We start from the raw sequence: 19,085 nt of genomic DNA on the forward strand, positions 1-19,085 counted from the left end.
GTCTTTTAAACAGGGTTTAATAGCGAGAATGGCGACTTATATTCAATAATACACCTACTGCCATTAACATTAAGGTCAAACTTGATCCACCATAACTTAAAAATGGCAAAGTAATACCCGTAACAGGCATTAGTCCCGTTACAACACCAACATTAATCATTACTTGAATCGCAATCATCGCCACAATACCTACTGCTAAAAACGTACCATATAAATCTGGCGCTCCTAATGCTATACGAATCCCGCGCCATAGTAATAGACTAAATAATAATAACACAAATGAACCGCCAATAAAACCTAATTCCTCGGATAAAATTGCAAATATAAAGTCTGTTTGTGGTTCAGGTAAATAAAGAAATTTTTGTCTACTTTGCCCAAGTCCAAGCCCAAATAAACCACCAGGTCCAATTGCGAGTAACGATTGAATAATTTGAAATCCACTTCCGAGCGGATCTGACCACGGATCTAAATATGATGTGATGCGTTTCATTCGATATGGTGCTGATGCAATTAACCCTACAAATCCTGCTACACCAAGCAAACCAAACATTGCAAAATGAAAGACCCTTGCTCCCGAGATAAATATCATAATAATACATGTCCCAACCATTACCGTTCCCGTACCAAGATCTGGCTGTAACATAATCATCCCAAAAGCAAGAAATACAAAACTAAGAGCAGGTAGTAATCCACGTTTAAACGATGTAATTAACTTTTGTCGTTCCGCTAAAAATTTCGCTAAAAAAATAATCATCGCGAATTTCATAAACTCTGACGGTTGAATGGAAAATGCACCGATTCCAATCCAACTTCGTGCTCCCCCACGGACAAGACCTACTCCTGGAATTAGAACGAGAATGAGAAGAACGAAACAAACTAGCAAAATTACTTTTGAATATGTCCGCCACACCCAATAATCAATTTTCATGATAAAAAACATAGCCACTACACCAATACTCGCAAACAACAATTGTCTTTTTGCAAAAAAGAATGAATCCCCCATTTTATAAGAGGCCCAAACCGCACTCGCACTATAAACCATAATCATTCCGATTGTTAACAACGCAAGTGTAACGATAATAAGAATATAATCAGGCGTCTTCTTCATTAGCCATGAACACCACCTCTTTAGGCAGAATCTTTTGCCCTATGTAACAAAACATCAGTAGGTGTTAGCCTACTGATGTTTTGATTTACTTTATATAAGTTTATGCACAGCTTGTATAAAAATGTCTCCTCTTTCTTCAAATGTTTTAAATTGATCCCAGCTTGCACATGCTGGGGAAAGAAGAATTACATCGCCCTCCGTAGAATGAGCGTAAGCTTTCACTACTGCTTCATCTAAAGTGTCGACACTTTCAATTATATCTAATCCCACTTTTTCTGCTGCTCTTACTAATTTTGGTGCTGTTTGTCCAAATGTTACAAGCGCTTTTACATTTTTGAAATATGGAATTAAATCATCGAATTCATTTCCACGATCAAGCCCACCTGCTAATAACACAATTGGTTGTGTAAACGCAGATAAAGCTTTCTCAGTCGCTAACATATTCGTCGCTTTTGAGTCATTATAAAACTTACGGTTGTTAATAGTTGTTACATATTCTAATCGATGTTTTACACCTGTAAAACGTTTTAACACAACCGTAATAGCTTCATTAGAAACACCTAATAGTTTCGCAATACTCATCGCAGCTAAAATATTCTCTAAATTATGCTGACCAGGTAAAACAATATCGCTTACTTCAACAACTTTTTCACCTTTGAAATAAAGAGCGTTATCCTTTATACACGCACCATCTTCATTTTCTTTCGCTGTCGAGAATATTATTTTTTGACCTTTACTATAAGCAGATAAAGCCATCACATCTGCATCATCTGCATTTATTACACTATAATCGTTTTCTGTTTGGTTTTTAAAAATATTAGCTTTTGCTAAACCATATTCTTTTTTCGTCCCATGATAATCTAAGTGAGCCTCAAATAAGTTTAAAAACACAGCGATTTTAGGCTGGAAAGATTCTACTCCCATCAGTTGGAACGATGAAAGTTCTGTAACTACAACTTCATTCTCTTTTGCATCCTGTGCTACTTCACAAGCTACAGTGCCTATGTTCCCTGCAATAATAGGATGCTTTCGTCCTTCTTTTAGCATTTCAAACGTAAGCATTGTCGTCGTCGTTTTACCGTTAGACCCCGTAATGCCAACAAATGGCGCTTCTGAAATACGGTATGCTAATTCAACTTCCGTAACGATTGGAATCTGCTTTTCTTTCGCAGCAACTAATATTGGGTTAGAATACGGAATCCCTGGATTTTTTACTACAAGAGAAATATTTCTCTCTAATAATTCCAAAGGATGCCCCCCGCATACAACGTCCATTCCTTTTGCTTGTAATTCTGCAGCAAGCGTATTTTCTGCTAAAGGCTTTCCGTCATTTACAATAACATTTGCCCCTAATTTTTGTAACAAGGTAGCTGCTGCATAACCACTTTTTGCAATGCCTAATACAAGAATATTTTTATTTTGAAATTCAGTTACAGTTTTCAATTACATCCACACCCCGATATAAATTCCTAACATAGCTAATAAAAATCCTACAGACCAAAACGTCACAACGACGCGCCATTCTGACCAACCACATAATTCATAATGATGGTGTAATGGACTCATTTTAAAGACACGCTTTCCGGTTGTTTTAAACGAAATGACTTGAATAATAACAGATAAAGTTTCCATTACGAATACTCCACCAATAATTACAAGTAACAATTCTTGTTTTAGTAAAATTGCTACAGCTGCGATCGCTCCACCTAAAGCTAAGGAACCCGTATCTCCCATAAATACTTTCGCTGGATTCGCATTGAATACTAAAAATCCAAGTACAGCTCCTACAACTGCCATACAGAATATTGCTACTCCGAATTGCTCTTGTGCCACAGCAATAATACTAAACGCTCCAAATGCAATAGCGGCTGTTCCCGATAATAAACCATCTAAACCATCAGTTAAGTTAACTGCATTCGACCCACCAATAAGCATAAATAATACAAGAACAAAATACGCCCAGCTTAGTTCAAACTTAACATCCGTCCCTGGAATCATAATGTATGTGTGAAATGCTTGCCCTTTTCCAATTAAAAAGAACGCAATTGCAATAATAAGCTGTCCTAGTAATTTTTGTTTCGATGTTAAACCAAGATTTCTTTTCTTAACTACCTTTATGTAGTCATCTAAAAAACCAATTAATCCATAACCAAATGTCACCAATAATAGTAACGAAACCTCTGCACCTAAATGATTAAACTTAATTGCCATAATTAAGGTCGTTACCATCATAGATACATATATGACAATACCGCCCATCGTTGGTGTCCCTGATTTTTTTTGATGTGACTTCGGTCCCTCATCACGAATACTCTGTCCGAACTTTAATTTTCTTAAAAATGGAATAAACAGTGGCGAAAGGGCAACAGAAATTAAGAATGCTACCCCTGCCGTTACTAATAAACCTTGCTCAAGCACATGTAGTCCTCCTCTCACGTTGTTACTCTTCGTTGTTTAGACGCCCTGTAATTGCTTCTTTAGCAACTTCACGATCGTCAAAATGATGAACTTCTTTACCAATAATTTGATACGTTTCATGCCCTTTACCAGCAATAATAATAATATCTTCTGCTTTGGCTTTCGAAATAGCATAACGTATCGCTTCTTTTCGATCAACAATTACTTCATAATTATTCCCTTTTGCACCTTTTATCATATCATCTAGAATAGCCACTGGATCTTCGCTTCTTGGATTGTCTGATGTATAAATCGCTTGAGTTGCATATTCTACCGCGACACTTGCCATCACTGGCCTTTTCGTGCGATCTCTATCACCACCACAACCAACGATACAATACACATCACCGTTCGCAAACTGTTTCGCTGTTTTTAGAACGTTCTCTAAGCTATCAGGTGTATGTGCATAATCCACAATAACTGTGTAATTTTGTCCACCATCAACAACTTCAAAACGTCCAGGCACACCAGCAAGCTCTTTAATTACATCAATAATTGTTTGTAAGCTTACGCCTGAAACAAGCCCTGCTGCTGTTGCAGCCAACACATTGTATACATTAAACTTACCAATTAATTTCATCGTAACATCTACACTTTCATACGGTGTTACAAGTGTAAATGTCGTACCACCGCTCGTCATAACGATATCTTTCGCCATAATGTCACTTGAAACATCTATACCGTAAGTTACAACAGTTGCCGCTGTGCTTCTCATATACTCTTCCGCAACTGGATCATCGCTGTTTAATACAGCGTATTTTTTACGATTATGATTATAACTATTGCCCAGCTGTGCAAAAAGCAAGCCCTTCGCATGTTTATATTCTTCCATCGTTTTATGATAGTCTAAATGATCTTGTGTTAAATTCGTAAATACTGCAACATCATAATCGCATCCGTGTACACGCCCAAGATCTAAAGCATGAGATGAAACTTCCATTACTGTGCTATCTACACCTTGTTCAACCATTTTTGAAAACGTCTGTTGAAGCGTTAGTGCATCTGGCGTTGTATTTTTCACCTCAAATGTTTCATCACCGATTTTCATATTAATCGTTCCAATTAGCCCTGTTTTATGACCATGTGCGCGCATAATTTCATCCATAATATGCGATGTTGTTGTCTTTCCATTTGTACCTGTAATACCGATTAAATGTAACTTGTGTGTTGGTTGACCATAAAAATAATCAGCTAAAACCGCTAACGAACGAAAAGTATTTTTCACAAGTACAACTGGAACGTCAACATCAATTGGTCTTTCCGCAACAATAGCAGCCGCTCCTTGTGCCGCTGCTTGCTTAGCAAAATCATGGCTATCAACCGTATACCCTTTCATACATATAAATAAGCTTCCCTCTTTCACTTTACGTGAATCAGCTTCAATAGATGTGATTTCTGGATTTTCTTTTGGAACAACTGGAAAATCATGCAAACATGATACAAGTGTATGCAACTTCATTTCACTAAACCCTCTCTACATTGTTTATTTATCTCTTTTTTAGTAAGCAACACATTACCTCCTAGTTAATTTAAATAGGAGGTACGTGCTACTATCGTCTAATACATAGACCTATTTATTAATGAGACACTTGCTGTCTCAAATTAAGTAACTCTTCTATAAAGAACTCACTTCCACCAATTGTACCATAAAACGCACTATGTTACCTTTAATTCCCGAAGTAAATTCTAATTTTTGAGCCTTCTTTTACCTTGGCCCCAGCTTCTGGTGATTGTTTAATTACTCTCTCTCCATCTCCGCTTATATCAAGCTTCAAATCAACAAGTTGAGTTTGTAAATCCTTCTTTTTCATGCCAATTAAATTCGGAACTTCTACAGTTGGTGTGTCGCCCCATTTATATTCTTTCTCAACTTGTTCTTTTCTCGGTTTCACTCCCATAACAGGAAGTGCATCCCGAAGAATATTCCCAACAATTGGAGCCGCTACTACTCCACCAAATTGAGTGACTCCTTTTGGATTATCAACAGCTACATAAACAACAATTTGCGGATCATCCGCTGGAGCAAAGCCAATAAAAGACACTATATAATTATTCTCTAAATATTTACCATCTTTCACCTTTTGAGCAGTACCTGTTTTTCCACCTACACGATATCCGTCAATAAACGCACCTTTACCAGACCCCTTCGCTACAACATTCTCTAATGCATAACGAACTTTTTCTGAAGTTTCCTCGGAAATAACTTTCCTTTTATCAACAGGTGTTTTTTTACTAACAACTTGATTATTTTTCGGATCAATAAACTCCTTAGCTATATATGGTTGGTATAACGTTCCACCATTTACAGCCGCTGCTACAGCTGCTACTTGTTGAATTGGTGTAACAGAAACACCCTGACCAAATGAAGTTGTTGCTTGCTCAACTGGACCAACTTTATCTAACTTAAATAAAATCCCACTACCTTCACCTTGTAAGTCGATTCCAGTCTTCTGTCCAAAGCCGAAATTACGAATGTATTTAAACAATCTGTCTTTACCCAGTCGATCACCAAGTTCAATAAACCCTGGGTTACACGAGTTTTGAACGACCTCTAAAAACGTCTGGCTACCATGACCTCCAGCTTTCCAACATTTTAATCTAGCCCCACCAACTTCAGCTGCTCCATCATCATAAAACGTATCTTTCTCTAAGTCTACCAAATTTTCATTCAAAGCGGCCGCTAACGTAATGATCTTAAATGTTGAACCAGGCTCATACGTACTCCATACAGGTAAATTTCTATTATACACTTCTGGAGAAACACTTTGAAAATCTGCTGGATCAAAACTCGGTCGACTCGACATGCCTAAAATCTCACCATTTTTTGGATTCATTGCAATGGCAATCATACCATCGGGATTATACGTTGACTCTGCGATATTCATTTCTCTTTCCATAATTCTCGTAATACGCGCATCAATTGTTAAGCCTAAGTTCAGTCCAGCTTCTGGTTTTTTGAAATCATCACCAATGTTAGGCATTCTTTGTCCTTTTGCATCTGCAAAAAAACGGACATGACCTTTATCACCATTCAGCTCTTTATCATAATATTTTTCTAACCCCATAAGACCTTGATTATCACTACCTGCAAACCCTAATACGTGTGATAAAAAATTTCCAAATGGATAGTACCGGATAGAATCCTCTGCAATATAAACTCCCTTTAAACTTAATCCTCGTACCTCTTTCGCTTTGTCATGCGATATCTTCCTGCCACCCTTATCTAACCTTACAATTGATTCCTTTTTTGTAACCCTCTTATAAATCTCGTCTTTTTCCACACCTAATACTGCAGCTAACTTCTCTGCAGTCTCTGCTGGTTTTTCAATTTGCCTCGGCACTACAAATACCGTCGGGGCACTTTTATTTGTGGCAAGTTCCACACCGTTTCGGTCTAAAATTTTCCCTCTTTCAGGCTCAAAAGTAATATTACGACTCCACGAATCTTTCGCGCGATCCGTTAACATATTCCCAAGAAAAAACTGTACATATCCAAGACGAATATCGATGATAGTGAAAATAAGTATACCTGATATAAGTATAAAAATAAGTCGTTTTCTAACCGTTACATTTGATACACGCATATTGGAACAAGCCTCCCTTACGCCTAGCTTGTTCCAATATATGCTTGTACTTATTTAATTAGAACTCCTTGCTTCTTACCATTACGGTTTTTCTGCTTCTTGTTGCGGTTCAAGTGGTGGTACTAGTGTTACACCTAATTCTGTACCCGGTTGCAGTAACGTTCCTTCTGCTACACTTTGTTCAGTTACGTATCCGGTACCAGAAGGTTTTAAGTTAAGCTGTAATGTTTTCGCCAAATTCATAACATCACGCAGTGCCCACCCTTGTATATTTGGCATTGTTGGCTTATCTCCCACTAAAAAGACTCGATCACCTTTTAATGTTTGTTCAGTCGCTTTTGGTACTTGTTGCTGCACTTTTCCTTCACCTAGTATGATTGGACGGAGTTTTGCTTTTTCAATTGCTTTCCCCGCTTCAGTCATCGTTTTACCAGTTACATCTGGAACAGCAGTTTGTTGCTCTTTTAAATGCTTCTTCGGATCTTTCACTTCATTTGGCTTTATCTTTAAATACTCTAAACTATTTTTTGTTACATATTTAAAAATATCAGCTAACGGCTGTGCGCCGTTCTCATCATCTTTCAATTTCGGCTGTTTAACAGCTACATACACAACAAGTTGCGGATCCTCCATCGGCGCCATCCCTAAGAATGAGAATATATAATTCTCTCTTCCTGTCATATAGCCACCTTTCCCATCCGGCATTTGCGCTGTCCCTGTTTTACCACCAACTGAATATCCATCGACTTTATAAGCAGTTCCTGTTCCTTTCGGAGATGTAACAACACGTTCTAACAACTGTCTTACTTGCGCTGCTGTTTCTTTTGTAACAGGCTTTCCTACTTCTTCTGGTTTATGCTCTAATTTTACTTCCCCTGTTATCGGATCTACAATTTTGTCAATCGCATATGGTTTCATCATTTTCCCATCATTTGCAATAGACGTTGCAGCTTGTACAAGCTGAATTGGCGTTACAGTAGAACCTTGTCCAAAAGCCGTTGTTACTTGCTGTATTTGCTGATCAAATAAAATTGTATTAGAACCTTCACCAGGTAAATCAATATTTGTTTTCTCATCTAGCCCAAAAGCATTAATATATTTACGGAAACGTTCTGGACCAAGTTTTTGATCACCTAAAATAGCAAACGCTACGTTTGAAGATCTCTCCACCCCTTCATCGAATGTAATAGAGCCCCAGCCAGCACCGCCATTATGATCATTTATCTTCCGATTTCCAACTTGATATGTACCAGACTGATAATAATCTTGTCCTTTGTACACACCTTCATTAATAGCTGCCGCTAATGTGAAAATTTTCATTGTTGACCCCGGTTCAAATGCATTTGAAATCGCATCATTGAAGAAATATTTAATTTGACGATCATTAGGATCATAACTAGGTTTAGTAGACATCGCTAATATTTTTCCAGTTTTCGGATCCGCAACAATCCCTATTAAACTTTCTGGATCATATTGTTTACTTGCCGCTTTCATCGCATCTTCTAAATAACTTTGGATTCGTTGATCCATTGTTAAATACACATTATCTCCATTTTTAGGTGCCTTTACATTCACTTTTCCACCATCGAGAGATACACCTTTACGATCACCTGTATAAGCTACTTCTCCATTAGAAGCACTTAAATATTTATCCAAACTTTTTTCTAAGCCAAATTGTCCTACCGAAGTTCCCTTTTCATTTGGTTTCGCATGACCTATGACGTAAGACGCAAAATCACCGTTTGGATACACTCTTGCATTTTCTGTAATAAAAGATATTCCCGGCAAATTCAATGCCTCTATTTGTTTCTTCTGTTCTCTCGTCAAATCCTTGCCTAGTGTTCCAAATTCGACTTGACTTCTGCCTTCCTTATTTAATGCAGCTAAAATATCCTCTTCGCCTTTTCCTAGTACTCCTGCAATTTTCTTTGCAGTATCCTCTTTATTCTCAACAGGTTTCGCACCTTTTAATTCAGCTACAAGTTTATAAGAGTTTGCATCTTGCGCTAACACATGACCATTTTGGTCATAAATCGTTCCTCGATTCGCTTCGAGAACTCCTGTTTTACTATGTTTTTGCTTAGCAAGGTCATCCAAATCCTGATTATGCACTGTTCCTGTCGCTTGTATGTAAAAAAATCGGGCTAATAATAGCAAAAAGAGCAGGAGGAAAAATATCATAAAATAACCTGCTCCTTTATTGGTATGAAATTTAGTCATATTTTTCTTCATCTTTCCTTCACACCTATTGCCTTACTTGAGGCCTTTCACATTATTCGCATTAATTTCTAGCCCATGTTTTTTTGCAACTTCAGCGATTCGTTCATAGCGACTTAGCTTCTCTACTTCAGCTTGCAATTCTTGATTTTCTTTTTGCTGCTGTACAATTTTTTCTTCGATCGTCGCTGCTTCTACATTAACTTGATAAAGCCCTGCTTTATTCCCAATAAACGCTACACAGGCATACAATAAGAAGCCAATAAACGCTACATACATCAGTTTTTCGACCCTTGTGATCTTTGCTTTAACCTTCGGCTTAACCATCTGCTGTGGGGGCGTTTGAATTTGTACCTCTTCTTGCGCTTGTTGTTTGTACTTTACAGCTAAATTAGTCATACCTCTCTCTCCTTTTTATCGTTTTTCAGCGATTCTCAACTTCGCAGAACGCGCTCGATTATTTTCTTCCAGCTCTATATCAGAAGGTAAAATCGGTTTTCTTGTAATAAGCTTTAATTTCGGCTTAAATTCATCTGGGATAATTGGTAACCCTGGCGGCAATTGCGGCGTTGTACTATTTCGCTTAAATGTTGTTTTACAAATACGGTCTTCTAATGAATGGAATGTTATAACACTAACTCTTCCACCAGGCTTGACCAACTCAATAGCAGATTCCAACGCTTCTTCAAATACTTTCAATTCATCATTTACAGCAATACGGATTGCCTGGAAAACTCGCTTCGCAGGATGTCCACCAGTTCTACGCGCAGGAGCCGGAATACCTTCTTTTATTAGTTCCACTAATTCTCCTGTCGTTTCAATAGCTTTATTTTCACGATACGCTTCAATTTTTCTTGCTATTTGCTTTGAAAATTTCTCTTCACCATACTGGAAGAAAATTCTTACAAGTTGTTCATATGACCAGCTATTTATAACATCATATGCTGTTAATGGGGCATCTTGATCCATCCGCATATCTAACGGTGCATCATGATGATAACTAAAGCCTCGCTCTGGTGTATCTAATTGTGGGGATGAAACACCTAAATCGAATAAAATACCGTCTACCTCTGTTATGCCTAATTCCTGTAGTTTTTCAGATAAGTAACGGAAATTGCTCTTTACCGTTATAAACTGCTCACCGTATGAAGAAAATTTTTCTTTTGCATTTTGAATCGCTATCTCATCTTGATCAAAAGCAATTAATTTTCCCCCATCAGTCAATTGGGATAATAAATAAGAACTATGTCCTCCTCCCCCCAGTGTACAATCTACATATGTACCATCTGGCTTTATATCTAAGCCGTCTACTGTTTCTTTCAAAAGCACTGTTACGTGTTTAAACATTGTTGCACCTACTCTTTTTCCAATTAATTTATGTTAAATGTATTTCTTCCTCTAAACGTATTTCTCACGATCAGAGAATGAAATACTACTAAAGAACGACTCAGTTAACTTACCAACAAAGGCAGCATACTATACAAATCGCTATTTTCTTTTATTATATACTAAATTTTATCATTTTTTACGGGAATTTAAATAAAAAACTGTCGAAAAAGAGAATAATACGTTTACATTTTGTGTGATTTTGTCATATATTTAAGTATCCTACATATATACAATCTCTACCAGTTACAAAATGATAATTCAGAAAAATTTCACTTCACAGTAAATTCAACAGAATAAAAATAAAATCCTGCTCCAAAGAGCAAGATTCTATAGTTTTATAACATGATGTTTTCCATCCCAAGAAAATGAATTCTCCATCACTCGATCAACGAAATCCAAACCGAACTGATTTAAATAATAACATACATTCCACACGCGCTCTTGCGGAGCTCCTAATGGACGAATTGCACATTGTATACGGCGGAATTTATTTAGTTGAACTTCATGTTTTTTCTCAACATTTCTTTTCAACATTCTTTCTAACAGTTCAATTTGTTCATTAATTTTCAACTCATTCTTCCCTGCGAATTCACTTAATCCTGGATCTATTTTTTTCACAAACTGTTGTAATGATGTATGAATATCAATAATTTCTTTTTTCGCCTCTATAAATCGATCGTCGATTGGTTCCTCTATTTGATCAGACAACCAGTTTTCACGTAATTTATCTACATCATGTAAAAACGGATCATTTTCTTGCAACTGTAAATCATTTAAATCTGTCGCTATATCTCTCTCTATATAAGTCATTGTAAGACGAGGAACGACAGGCGGCATTTGGAAACCAACAGTATGGAATACTTGTTGCAGTTCACTCCAATAAGCTATCTCCCCTGGACCTCCAATAAACGCTAGCGTAGGAAATACATACTCTTGCATAAGAGGACGTGTTACAACATTATTACTAAAACGCTCTGGACTTCTCTCCAACTCTTCAATCAATTCTTCATATGAAAAAGAATGTGTCCCATCTTTTCCGACAAACTTTCCTTGATTGTCTTCAAGCAGCACTCGCTCATTATCGATTTCCATGAATATATGCACTGCATTAGACTTTGTTTCAATAATTGGCTTATACCCTAATTCTTTAATTACTTCCTGCTGATTGTGAAGCCCCTCTTGCACTTCTTTATACTTGCTTATAATACGTTTGAAGAATGGAACCTCTAACTTCCTTAATTCAGGATGATGCGAATCAACAAGAATTAAACCAGAATTAGCAAACATTTTTGTAATAAGGTAAGCAAAGAAATCTACATACGTATTCGATTTATTCAAAGCATCATCTACAAATCGTAATACATCCTTTGTAAAATTCGTTTCTGGGTATGTTTTAAAAATCTCTTCCATCCATTTTCTACAATCTTCAACAGACAGTTCAGACTCAGAAGCACTCGCCTTTTTCGGATTACGGTCATGAAAAATAGTCTTTTTTATTTTTTATTTTTCGTTACAAAAGTATGATTAATCTCATCCATATCATGATCTTCACCAGCAATCCAGAATACAGGAACGACTTTAACGCCTAAACTTTCTTCCTTTTCCTTTGCAAGCTGTAAAATTGAAATAACTTTATGAATTGTATAAAGCGGTCCAGTTAATAACCCCGCTTGTTGTCCAGCTATAACAACATATGTATTTTCATCTCCAAGCGCTTTTACATTTTGAATTGTAGATTCTCCCGCTTGCAATTTTGTATTATATTCTAATAAATGCGCTACTAACTCTTGGCGGAAAAACTTCCTTTCACGCAAATCATGTAAACGTTGTTTAAAAGCAACTTCTGTTAACATATAATCAAAACACGACTGTATCTCTTTTTTACCGTTCATATAGTCCGCTACAATACCTTGTTGCGGAACAGAGATTTCGTTTATCTCCATATAATTCTTCCTTTCGTATCCAGTTCTCTCACCAATCCACATTGTAGTCAATGTTTCACGTAAAAGCAAAGAATAACACTTATTCTTTTACTTCTAATCCTTTTATTGCATCGAACAAAAATTGAAGTGTCGGAACTGGTCGTTGCTGTTTCTTAGCTTCCTCTAACACATATCCAACAATTGCATCGATTTCCGTTTGTCTATTCGCTCTTACATCTGCTAGCATAGATGATGTATTATGAGACGTTCTTTCACATATACCTCGTACCATTTCCCATACCATTTCTTGTTCTTCACTAACAAGAAATGCAACTTCCCTAAATACTTGCTCCATCATTTGATAAAAAAAAGGATTCGTAATTAACTCACCGTTCTGAACCCGCAATAACGCTGTCAATGGATTAATACATACATTTACTACTAATTTTTTGTACATAATACCTTTCCAATCAGCCTCTATTTGAATTGGAAAATGAGCAAAAGGAAAATAATCGAATACTTTTTTAAAATATAAAAATGGACCGCGCACTACCCCAAACTTCGTTATACCTATTCCAGTATGATGGACCGTATACCTTTCTTCTTTTTTCGCACCGTGTTCTACAATACCAACAGCTATATTCTCATTTCTTATTTTCTGTATAGCATGAAGATGCGACATTCCGTTTTGCAAAAAGATTAATGATGATTCTCCTTGCACAAACGGTAATATGTCATTTATATGGTATTGCTTCACAGCAATAAATGTATAATCTAACTTCTGATCTAACATATATTCTATCGGTAAAATGGATGGAAATACCGTTTCACGTTTCCCATCTCTAATACAAGTTACACCTGTTTTATTCAATTCTTCAGCCTGCTTAGCCGTCCTTGTAAACAACGTGACATCTTGATTACTTTTTTGTAAATAAAATGTATACAATAGACCAATAGCACCTGATCCTACAATTCCAATTTTCATTTTCACCCAAGGAATTCATATTAAATTTCCTTGCCTTCCCTCCCTTTATATCTTTCTAATTCACATGCATACATCCTACGCTTGCACTGACTCCTAACAGATAAATGCAACCTCTTCTTTCACTATGTATATACTACCTATTAACGTGCTTCTATTCTTAGTTTAGCAAATCCTCAAAAAAATAATAAAAGAAATATACTATCTTCTTCATAAAAATAAAAAAATAAGTTATAATATTATTATAAATATTTTTACTTTTCTGGATTCAACAAGATAAGAAAAGGATGTGATGTAATGGGATTCCCAAAAGTTGAGCGCTTGCTCATCAATTATAAAACATTAGATGAATTTAAAAAATTTAAAGGTTGCGGAGCTCTAGAACTATCTATGTTGGAAGAGTTACAAGCAAACATTATTGAAAACAATAGCGAATCACCATTTTATGGTATTTATTATGGCGGATCACTAATCGCACGTATGAGTCTATATATGAAAAGGGATGGTGGCGAACCATTTGACATTACTGGCCCTTACCTAGAACTTTATAAACTTGAAGTGTTACCAACTTTTCAAAAACAAGGATTTGGACAAATGCTTGTGAATTATGCAAAACAACTACAGTTCCCAGTTAAAACGATAGCACGTATCCATTCAGCTGGTTTTTGGGATAAATTAAATTTCCAACCTGTATCAGTAACTAATGGTGATTTTTATATTTGGCATCCAGAAACAAATATGAATGCGATTACAAACGAGGAATCTGCATAAGAAATAAAAAAAACAGCTGCGTAACAGCTGTTTTTATTTCTTTAACTTCTCTAACTTTCCATTCGAACGAACACTATTTCTTTCCGCTACCATTACACTTCTTTTTTGATCGATATAATCAAGTAATGTTCTATACTCTTCCTCATATACTGATAATCGCTCTAGAAGTCGTTCTCTCTCTGTCTGTAGCGATTCAACTTGTTTTTGCAACACCATTAAAGAGTTTTCATCTTTATAATTTTGCAAGAAATCAATAACATCATTCAGTGTAATTGACGTAGGCTCTAATACCTCCGTCTCTTTCACTTCATAATTTTCTACTTTACGAAGTTGTTTCGCTTCTTCAATACGTTCTTTATATTGCTTTCTCACGTAAGAATTCCATCTAAATCCACATGCTGCTGGTGTACGAGACAAATGTCTTCCCACTTCTTTAAAGGCAGAAAGTTGCGTTCCACCTTCTTGAATATGCCGGAGTACTACTTCTGCCAGAAGCAAATCTTCATCATCAGTCCAAGCATCTTGTCTTGTTGTCGCCATCTCTCTAGTCCTCCCTATGCATTTTTTATTAAGCATATGCAGTTACTAGAAAAGATAGAATACAACAACTAAAGAATAAAACAAAAAAAATAAACGCAGAAGATATCTTCTACGTTTATTTTCCCGCAATTACTTGCTGATTACTTCTTTACCTTTGTAAGTACCGCATGCTTTACATACACGGTGAGCTAATTTCGCTTCACCACAGCTTGGGCACTCTACCATACCAGGTACTGATAATTTGAAATGCGTACGACGCTTTCTTTTTACTGTTTTAGAAGTTCTTCTAAAAGGTACAGCCATTCTTCCCACCTCCTTAAAAGAAATAATTATTTTCATATGAAGGCCTAAACCAGTCTTCCGATTATTTGTCAAAAAACTTTGCAAGTCCTGCCAATCTTGGATCAACAGCCTTTTCTTTGTTTTCTTCCGAAATCACTTGCCAGTCTTGACCTTGCATCGGTGCTCCACCAGAAACATCATCACTGAAAATTTGCATTGGAATCTCCAAAAGTATATTTTCCTTGATTACGGGCAGTAAGTCAAGTACTTCTCCTTCTAAACAATGAATTTCAGCTTCTGTTTCAAACTCTTCTTCTGAAGTTTGGAACACCTCAGTTGTTTTAATGTCAAATGGTAATGTCACATCTACTAAAGAGCGAGAACATGGTAAAACCATGCTTCCAGTTATATGTAGATGGAACGTAAACTTCCCGGAGCCAAAATCAACTCTTCCTGTTACATGAACAGGATTAATTTCACGAATATCTTTCTCGACCTCTTTTAGCTCACTTACATCTACCATCTCATCCAATGTCAATCCTTTATTTCTCAATTTATTCAATTGATGGATGGACCATTTCATATCATATCACCTCAAGGCAACAAACAAAATTATAGCTAGCCATTTTATATTTGTCAATGTTTTTTCTTTACACTATAATGAAGTCATCATAGTAAATAATATATAGAGTATCATGTTTTCCAAAAAGATGCTACATCGAAAGGAGAGATTATCATAAAAGCCAGTGGTATTGTCGTTGAATATAACCCTTTTCATAACGGTCATGATTATCATGTGCAACAAACAAAAAAGTTAACACACTCTGATATTATAATTGCCGTTATGAGTGGCCCTTTTTTGCAGCGTGGTGAGCCCGCACTCATTTCCAAATGGTATCGCACTAAAATGGCCTTAGCAAGCGGTGTAGACCTTATTGTAGAGCTTCCATACGCATTCGCAACACAAAAAGCTGAAACTTTTGCAAATGGTGCTATTTCCATCTTAAATGCCTTACGCGTTTCTGAAATTTGTTTTGGCAGTGAAGATGGACAAATCGAAAATTTTTATAATACCATCTCTGTACAAAAAAACGAAGAAGCGACTTTTAATCGTCTCGTAAAGCAATTTATGAGCGCAGGTAATAGTTACGCCAAAGCTACATCTGAAGCCTTTCTACACATTTTACCATCCAAAAAAAACATCGATATGTCACAACCAAATAACATTTTAGGCTTTCAATACATAAAAGCAATTCTGGCGCAAAATAGTTCTATGCAAGCACAAACTATAAAAAGATACGCATCTCATTATCACGATGAAACATTTAGTAACCAACATATCGCAAGTGCAACGAGTATTCGTAAACAACTCTTTAGCGAAAATGGTTCATTTACAGAAATTGAGCCTTTTATCCCGAAAGCAACCGCTTCTCTTTTAGCAACTTATAAACAAAACTTCGGGATATTACATAATTGGGAACAATACTTTTCATTTTTTAAATACAAACTTATGACGATGTCTCCAGGGGACTTACGACATATATATGAAATCGAAGAAGGTTTAGAGCATCGTATTTTATCAAAAATACAAAACAGCTCTTCCTTCCACTCATTCATGGAAGCATTAAAAACAAAACGTTATACATGGACTAGATTACAAAGAGCCTGTACACATATTTTAACAAACACGACAAAAGAAGAGATGCATATGGCAAATATAGAACAACATGCACCGTATATTCGTCTACTCGGCATGTCACAAAAAGGACAAACTTATATTTCAAAAAACAAGAAAAAAATAGAACTTCCAATCCTTACTCATACAAAAAGTTTTGACCATCCTACTTTACATATAGAGCGAAAAGCAAATTCTGTATATTTCTCTATCATGCAAGAACCATTACGGACACAACTACTAAAACAAGACGTAATACACCATCCAATTCGTTACGATGAAACAACTACAACGTTTCTATAAGAAAAACCTCTCTATTTCAGAGAGGTTTATTTTTTCTCACCCATTTTTTCCAAATACTTCAACGCATCATCCAGCGTATCCACTGGTACAACCTTCATTTTTGTTTTAATATCTTTCGCAGCCTCAAGTGCATCTTTATAGTTGGATTTCTCCGCACCTTTTTCATTTGGCGCAAAAAACACCTCAGCACCCGCATCACTAGCAGCTACCACTTTTTGCTGTATACCACCAATTGGGCCAATTTCTCCCTTTTCATTAATTGTACCTGTTCCAGCAATTTCATGTCCTTTTGTTAAATCTTCTTCCACAAGTTGATTATATATTTCTAATGTAAACATTAAGCCTGCTGATGGCCCACCTATTTCATGGGAATCAATTTTCACTTTCGGATCTACTACTAACTCTCTTTCCGTCACGATAGAGACACCTATACCTACGCGGCCATTTCCATTAGGAATTGTCTTTACATTTAAATTTTCTTTTAACTGTTTTCCGCCTCGCATGTACTCAATATTTACTGTATCTCCTTCTTTTTTCCCTGTCATATACTCAATAAATTGATCCGTCTTTTCGAATGTTTTTCCGTCAACAGCTATGATGATATCTCCAAGCTTAAGCTTCCCCTCTGACGGCATACCCTTCGCTACACCAGCAACTAATACACCTTTATTTTCAAAAGAAACAGTACGATTCGCTTGTTTATACGCATTATAAATTGCTGCATTTTGCGAGTCTTTCATTGCATAATTTTGGCGGAATTGATATTCTTCATCACTCTCGCCCCTTTGCAATATTTCTTCCGCCTTCGAAACATGTGTATATTTATTAAATTGTGCCGCTATTAAATTCACCACATTTGCCGGCCCCATCGAAACCGTTACAAGCATAAAATCACCAGATTCTTTTGTTCCACCCTCAACTTGGACATACGGCTCTAATTTCGCAGCCATTCCTGGTTTTGTTACATAGTACGGTAAACGCACATAAACAAGTAACATCGCCAATATCACACCTATTAAGATTGCATATATAAACCGAAAACGCTTAAACATTATGTTTCTCCTTCCACTGCTCAATTAATAAATAAATATTTGAAACATGTTTTTCTGCTTCTACTTCTCCGACTCGAATAATGTCTTCAATGTTTGTAAAAGCACGTGAACTAAATTGTTCCACAGCTGGTCGCATCATTAAATCTGATGCAATTTGCCGATTCATTACAAGCTCATGCTGCATAATTTCAATACTTTGCATAATTACATCATAAATAGATGTAACCTCACCATTCACCTTAATCGGAGATACATCAACAGCAATAACAATATCGGCACCTAACTCTTTTACAACCGAAACTGGGATGCGATCAATCACTCCACCATCTACTAATAATCGTCCATTTACCTTTTCTGGCACAAACACTCCAGGGACAGATATACTAGCCCTCACCGCATCTGCAACAGGACCACTTGTAAAAACCACTTTCTCCCCCTTCAATATGTCAGTAGCCACAACAGCTGTCGGGATATCTAACTCTTCTAAATTTTTATTATATGTAAACATTTTAATCATATCTTTGACACGTTTACCAGCAATAAACCCCATTTTTGGTACCGTGAAATCTAAATAGTATTTCCTCTTAAAAACAGTCGCCAATTTATACAATCGTTCAACGTTACAGCCAGCTGCATAAAATGTACCTATTAAGGCCCCCATACTACTCCCTGCAATCATATGAATCGGGATACCCGCTTCCCTTAAAACTTTTATAACGCCAATATGAGCAAATCCTTTCGCTCCCCCAGATCCAAGCGCTAAACCAATCTTCGGTTCTTTCATTTTTCTCACCCTTTAATTT

Annotated in this window: 16 protein-coding genes and 1 pseudogene; 2 read left to right on the forward strand and 15 right to left on the reverse strand. The window is 36.4% G+C overall.

From position 1 onward, the window contains the following. Window positions 1-16: 16 nt before the first annotated feature. The 10 genes and pseudogenes from spoVE to panE form a co-directional block, all read right to left on the reverse strand. Window positions 17-1,108, reverse strand: coding sequence for a stage V sporulation protein E (spoVE, locus tag BTOYO_RS05800; protein ID WP_000753526.1), 1,092 nt, complete (start codon window positions 1,106-1,108; stop codon window positions 17-19). 90 nt (window positions 1,109-1,198) lie between these two features. Next, the gene (gene murD / locus BTOYO_RS05805) at window positions 1,199-2,551 is read right to left on the reverse strand and encodes a UDP-N-acetylmuramoyl-L-alanine--D-glutamate ligase (RefSeq protein WP_000860107.1); all 1,353 of its coding nucleotides are present in this window, start codon (window positions 2,549-2,551) and stop codon (window positions 1,199-1,201) included. Further along, on the reverse strand, window positions 2,552-3,526 hold the full coding sequence (mraY, locus tag BTOYO_RS05810; protein WP_000893065.1) for a phospho-N-acetylmuramoyl-pentapeptide-transferase: 975 nt from the start codon (window positions 3,524-3,526) through the stop codon (window positions 2,552-2,554). Window positions 3,527-3,548: 22 nt separating this feature from the next. After that, a complete protein-coding gene (locus tag BTOYO_RS05815; RefSeq protein ID WP_000766294.1) occupies window positions 3,549-5,024 on the reverse strand; it encodes a UDP-N-acetylmuramoyl-L-alanyl-D-glutamate--2,6-diaminopimelate ligase in 1,476 nt (491 codons plus the stop codon). A 208-nt stretch (window positions 5,025-5,232) separates the two neighbouring features. Continuing rightward, window positions 5,233-7,149, reverse strand: coding sequence for a stage V sporulation protein D (locus BTOYO_RS05820; protein ID WP_001266239.1), 1,917 nt, complete (start codon window positions 7,147-7,149; stop codon window positions 5,233-5,235). A gap of 81 nt (window positions 7,150-7,230) precedes the next feature. Next, the gene (locus BTOYO_RS05825) at window positions 7,231-9,381 is read right to left on the reverse strand and encodes a penicillin-binding protein (protein ID WP_000739950.1); all 2,151 of its coding nucleotides are present in this window, start codon (window positions 9,379-9,381) and stop codon (window positions 7,231-7,233) included. A gap of 21 nt (window positions 9,382-9,402) precedes the next feature. Continuing rightward, a complete protein-coding gene (ftsL, locus tag BTOYO_RS05830; protein WP_000182809.1) occupies window positions 9,403-9,765 on the reverse strand; it encodes a cell division protein FtsL in 363 nt (120 codons plus the stop codon). Between the two features lie 15 nt (window positions 9,766-9,780). Next, window positions 9,781-10,713, reverse strand: a complete 933-nt coding sequence (gene rsmH / locus BTOYO_RS05835) for a 16S rRNA (cytosine(1402)-N(4))-methyltransferase RsmH (RefSeq protein WP_000472504.1) — start codon at window positions 10,711-10,713, stop codon at window positions 9,781-9,783. A gap of 369 nt (window positions 10,714-11,082) precedes the next feature. Then, window positions 11,083-12,698, reverse strand: a pseudogene (gene bshC, locus BTOYO_RS05840) (bacillithiol biosynthesis cysteine-adding enzyme BshC). Window positions 12,699-12,777: 79 nt separating this feature from the next. Then, on the reverse strand, window positions 12,778-13,662 hold the full coding sequence (gene panE / locus BTOYO_RS05845) for a 2-dehydropantoate 2-reductase (protein WP_002093362.1): 885 nt from the start codon (window positions 13,660-13,662) through the stop codon (window positions 12,778-12,780). A gap of 294 nt (window positions 13,663-13,956) precedes the next feature. Here panE and BTOYO_RS05850 point away from each other — a divergent pair, with 294 nt between their 5' ends. Beyond that, the gene (locus BTOYO_RS05850) at window positions 13,957-14,430 is read left to right on the forward strand and encodes an N-acetyltransferase (protein WP_000506685.1); all 474 of its coding nucleotides are present in this window, start codon (window positions 13,957-13,959) and stop codon (window positions 14,428-14,430) included. A gap of 33 nt (window positions 14,431-14,463) precedes the next feature. On the opposite strand, the gene BTOYO_RS05855 is transcribed toward BTOYO_RS05850, so the two are convergent. The 3 genes from BTOYO_RS05855 to BTOYO_RS05865 all read right to left on the reverse strand — a co-directional run bounded on the left by BTOYO_RS05855 (window position 14,464) and on the right by BTOYO_RS05865 (window position 15,835). Continuing rightward, the gene (locus BTOYO_RS05855; protein WP_000246458.1) at window positions 14,464-14,970 is read right to left on the reverse strand and encodes an RsfA family transcriptional regulator; all 507 of its coding nucleotides are present in this window, start codon (window positions 14,968-14,970) and stop codon (window positions 14,464-14,466) included. Between the two features lie 129 nt (window positions 14,971-15,099). After that, the gene (gene rpmF, locus BTOYO_RS05860; RefSeq protein WP_001984764.1) at window positions 15,100-15,273 is read right to left on the reverse strand and encodes a 50S ribosomal protein L32; all 174 of its coding nucleotides are present in this window, start codon (window positions 15,271-15,273) and stop codon (window positions 15,100-15,102) included. A 61-nt stretch (window positions 15,274-15,334) separates the two neighbouring features. Next, on the reverse strand, window positions 15,335-15,835 hold the full coding sequence (locus tag BTOYO_RS05865; RefSeq protein ID WP_000872142.1) for a YceD family protein: 501 nt from the start codon (window positions 15,833-15,835) through the stop codon (window positions 15,335-15,337). A 213-nt stretch (window positions 15,836-16,048) separates the two neighbouring features. Here BTOYO_RS05865 and BTOYO_RS05870 point away from each other — a divergent pair, with 213 nt between their 5' ends. Then, a complete protein-coding gene (locus BTOYO_RS05870) occupies window positions 16,049-17,230 on the forward strand; it encodes a nucleotidyltransferase (RefSeq protein ID WP_002039467.1) in 1,182 nt (393 codons plus the stop codon). 26 nt (window positions 17,231-17,256) lie between these two features. Here BTOYO_RS05870 and BTOYO_RS05875 read toward each other — a convergent pair whose 3' ends face one another. Further along, window positions 17,257-18,282 carry a SepM family pheromone-processing serine protease gene (locus BTOYO_RS05875; RefSeq protein WP_000476315.1) on the reverse strand — a complete coding sequence of 342 codons (1,026 nt, stop codon included), beginning with the start codon at window positions 18,280-18,282 and terminating at the stop codon, window positions 17,257-17,259. Further along, entirely contained in the window at window positions 18,275-19,066 is a 792-nt protein-coding gene (locus BTOYO_RS05880; RefSeq protein WP_000662585.1) for a patatin-like phospholipase family protein, read from the reverse strand. Before BTOYO_RS05880 ends, BTOYO_RS05875 begins: the two co-directional genes overlap by 8 nt. Between the last annotated feature and the right edge of the window lie 19 nt (window positions 19,067-19,085).

Source organism: Bacillus toyonensis BCT-7112 (assembly GCF_000496285.1).
Taxonomy (GTDB): domain Bacteria; phylum Bacillota; class Bacilli; order Bacillales; family Bacillaceae_G; genus Bacillus_A; species Bacillus_A toyonensis.